This window comes from Xenorhabdus bovienii, assembly GCF_024721015.1.
Lineage (GTDB): Bacteria > Pseudomonadota > Gammaproteobacteria > Enterobacterales > Enterobacteriaceae > Xenorhabdus > Xenorhabdus bovienii.
Window position 1 is genome coordinate 1 of the sequence record NZ_JANAIF010000152.1, and the last position, 3,139, is coordinate 3,139.

The 3,139-nt window shown below is 57.6% G+C and carries 5 protein-coding genes and 1 pseudogene; 2 read left to right on the forward strand and 4 right to left on the reverse strand.

From position 1 onward, the window contains the following. The first annotated feature begins 108 nt into the window (after nt 1-108). Both NXS07_RS19195 and NXS07_RS19200 read left to right on the forward strand, forming a co-directional pair. Complete coding sequence (locus NXS07_RS19195) at nt 109-348, forward strand: hypothetical protein (protein WP_258087427.1); 240 nt, start codon at nt 109-111, stop codon at nt 346-348. Beyond that, on the forward strand, nt 345-692 hold the full coding sequence (locus NXS07_RS19200) for a hypothetical protein (protein WP_238097612.1): 348 nt from the start codon (nt 345-347) through the stop codon (nt 690-692). Before NXS07_RS19195 ends, NXS07_RS19200 begins: the two co-directional genes overlap by 4 nt. On the opposite strand, the gene NXS07_RS19205 is transcribed toward NXS07_RS19200, so the two are convergent. The 4 genes and pseudogenes from NXS07_RS19205 to NXS07_RS19220 all read right to left on the reverse strand — a co-directional run. Beyond that, nucleotides 662-853 (reverse strand): hypothetical protein, encoded by a 192-nt coding sequence (locus NXS07_RS19205; RefSeq protein WP_258087428.1) that lies wholly within the window; start codon nt 851-853, stop codon nt 662-664. The two genes, NXS07_RS19200 and NXS07_RS19205, sit on opposite strands and share 31 nt — an antisense overlap. Before the next feature lie 29 nt (nt 854-882). Continuing rightward, on the reverse strand, nt 883-1,929 hold the full coding sequence (xerC, locus tag NXS07_RS19210) for a site-specific tyrosine recombinase XerC (protein WP_238097614.1): 1,047 nt from the start codon (nt 1,927-1,929) through the stop codon (nt 883-885). A gap of 48 nt (nt 1,930-1,977) precedes the next feature. Beyond that, nucleotides 1,978-2,139: a hypothetical protein gene (locus NXS07_RS19215; RefSeq protein ID WP_258087429.1), complete on the reverse strand. Its 162-nt coding sequence runs from the start codon at nt 2,137-2,139 to the stop codon at nt 1,978-1,980. Nucleotides 2,140-2,149: 10 nt separating this feature from the next. Next, nucleotides 2,150-3,139: pseudogene (locus NXS07_RS19220) on the reverse strand (DNA primase); the annotation flags it as partial.

The following is a 3,139-nucleotide window of genomic DNA, read 5'->3' on the forward strand; positions in this document are numbered from 1 at the left end:
AGGCATCGTAGCGATAATCCCACTGCTGGCCGCCCGGCGTCTGCACCCCGATAAGCTGGTTCTGGCTGTTCCACCTAGGAACATCATTTCCGATGCAGTCATACCTTCATGGCTGCGCCAGCCCGCGCAGGACAAGGCTTTCAGAGGGGAGGAGCACGCCCATTTTGCCCCGATCACCTTTTTGACCCCGACGTGCATTTTGGGATTGTACGGCAACGGGCGAACGTCGCCCAACTTGCTTGGGCGGCGGGCGCACGTTCTGCGGGTGCGGGCGGCACAGAGCCTGCCAGCGGCGCCCTGCGACGCTCTGATGCACCGTTGCTTTGGTTTTGCCACGGTTTTGCATGACTGCGCTTTATTCAAGGGAAGCCCCCTGCGGGGGCTGCACGGGGCGGAGATGGCGAGCACGGCAACGAGCGAGGAGCGCAGCGACTGCGAGCCGGGCGCAGCCAGTGCAGCAGGGTCGGGGCGGGGGAGGTAAATTAACGGAGGCCGCAGGCCGACCTGCCTACAGGGATGTTGGCCGGACGGTGGCACGGCAGCTAAAGAAGAACACGGGTTTTTTCCGAGGACTGGCTCAGGGGCTGACAGCAGAAGGCGCAGCCTTGTGCGGCGGCACTCCGGCGATGCCGAACAGCGGGGGCGCCAGACATAATGTTAATTATACGCTGCGAACCGCTGTACGATGTTGATTCGGGCAGCGGAGCTGCCCGGTGAGTGGCGTATAATTCCCCCACATTATGTTGAATGGGCTTTGGACGGCCTGCACCGACTGATTAGGGACACGGTAGCTCAGGCCGGCCATTGCCCATTTACCCCCGCCAACACCGTGGCCGACGGGCAGTCCGGCCACGGTCTGCCCCCACACCGATCCCCGCGAACTCAACGGGGATGAGCAGGCTGTCCGGGGCGCGATGGCTTCGGTTCGGTGTCAGGTTCTCCGCTGGCACCGCCTGAGCGGCTCTCCGGGGCTTTAGCATCAATACCCGGTTGCGGCTGACTGACCCGCTCTGCCGGATGCGTTTTCTGATGCACTTTTTTTAAGTGTCCGATAGCAACATGCGTATAAATTTGCGTGGAGTCCAGACTCGCGTGCCCTAATATCGCCTGGATGTGCCGGGTATCCGCCCCGTTCTCTAACATCTGCGTCGCCATTGAATGCCGGAACAGATGACAGGCGCCGGGCTTTTCTATCCCGGCGCGGTGCAAGGCATCACGAACCAGCAGAGTCATGCTGGAACCGCTTATCATTTTACCCCGACGTGACAGAAACAGGTGACCCGGATCTTTTCCCCACACCAGACGCGGACGCACGTCATTCAGGTAGCGTTGTAACCACTCTATCGCCGATTGGCCTAATGGCACCATCCGATCTTTACGGCCTTTTCCCTGTCGGATAAATATCACACCGTGACTAAAATCCACATCGCCGACCTGTAACCGCTGCGCTTCTGAACGCCGGATACCGCTGCTCCACAACGTTTCCATCATCGCCCGGTCACGCACGCCCATCGGGGATTCATCAAGGGTCAGGCTCAAAATGCGCCGCATTTCTTGTTCGCTCAGGATGTGCCCCGGCAAACGCTTTTCTGTCCGTGGCCGTTCCAGATTGAGGGCGGGGTTATACAGCAGGTATTGCCTTTTGACCAGCCAGCCGAACAGATGGCGGATGTAGCCCAGTTTTTTCACGACAGTGCAGGCCAGAATAGGGTAACCCTGACGATTCTTTTTCGCTGACAGTGAACGTTGCCAGCTTTCCAGATGGGCGAAGCCCATCTGCTGCGCGTTGCTTAGCCCACGCTCGTCACACCAACGGGCAAACTCCATCAGGGCACTGCGGTAATTTGACCGGGTATCCCGCGCATAACGCAGTGCGTCAAGGTGTTCGAGGAAGTGTTGGATATGCTGTCTGAGTGTTGTCGATGCCATAAGAAGCTCCTTTCTGTGTGATAAGGAATACGGTTACGATGGGTTGATTTAAGTGCCCCGGAACAGTGTTTTTCTCTCTAATCCGACCGCTTTGCTGTAACGCCTTGCTGCGTCTGCTTTTATGATGATTTTGTCTGTCCGACTGTCTGCCGACTGAACCCCGACTGAGGGGAGACTGCTTATTCTTTTACCCCGACCGGAACACGTCATACCTGCCCTTTCACGGCACGATGAGGCCGCACAAGTGAGCGGCCTCGCTGTCTTCGCCGTCGAACAGCAGTTCATACGCGAACGTCAGCCCGCGCCGGTGCAACAGCAGGTATTCCATTTCAACCAGCCGGGAAAGATGCACTTTCAGTTGCGTATCGCCCCACTGCACCGCATCCCGCAACTGCTTGCGGGTAAAAATCCTGTCGTGCCGCGCCTGCCCGCTTTCCCGTATCCAGCCTTGTATCAGCAGCAACAGCTTGCGTGTCTGCGGCGGCATTTCGTCGAGCGTCCGGCCTAATATCTCGTGTGCAAGCTGGTTTGCCAGCCGGATATCGTCTTTGGTCACTTCGATATATTCGAGCGTCTTGCCACGATGCTCTGCCGTCTTGATTTCCCGCTGGTACTGGTGCAACAGGGCAATACTCTGGATCAGGGTGAGATATTTCATATGGTCACGGCGGGTGCGGGTTTTGTCTGACAGGGATGTCAACTGGCGGGCATAGGGATTGACCACATTTAACGGTTTCAGCAGCCGCTGGGCGTTCTGGTGAAGCCGTGTCAGATAATCCCGCTCGTTCTCAGCCAGCAGGCCTTCGAGCGTTTGTTTATGGCGCTGCAACGCATGAATGGCTTCGGTCTGTTCGCGCGATTCGTTGACCGTCAGCACCAGACAACGGTTCAGCAGCTCTTCATCCACATCAATGGCGGTCGTCGTTAACATCAGCATCACCGGGCCTTTCACAGTGTAGCTTTTGGTGACCAGATCCCCCGTTGCCTCATCCTTGCCGGTACTCGCCATCGTTAATTCACCGTCCGACTGCAACAGCTTGAGCGCATAGGCCGCCTGCCGCACACCTTCTTCTTCGGCGATAGCGAGGATTTTATGCTGGAGATTGGTTTCACCGAGATAGAACAGGCTCTGGCCGGTCATGGCGCTGTACTGGATACGCTCTTCTTCCGGTATCAGGTTCAGCACCGCATCCATTAAGGAGGATTTTCC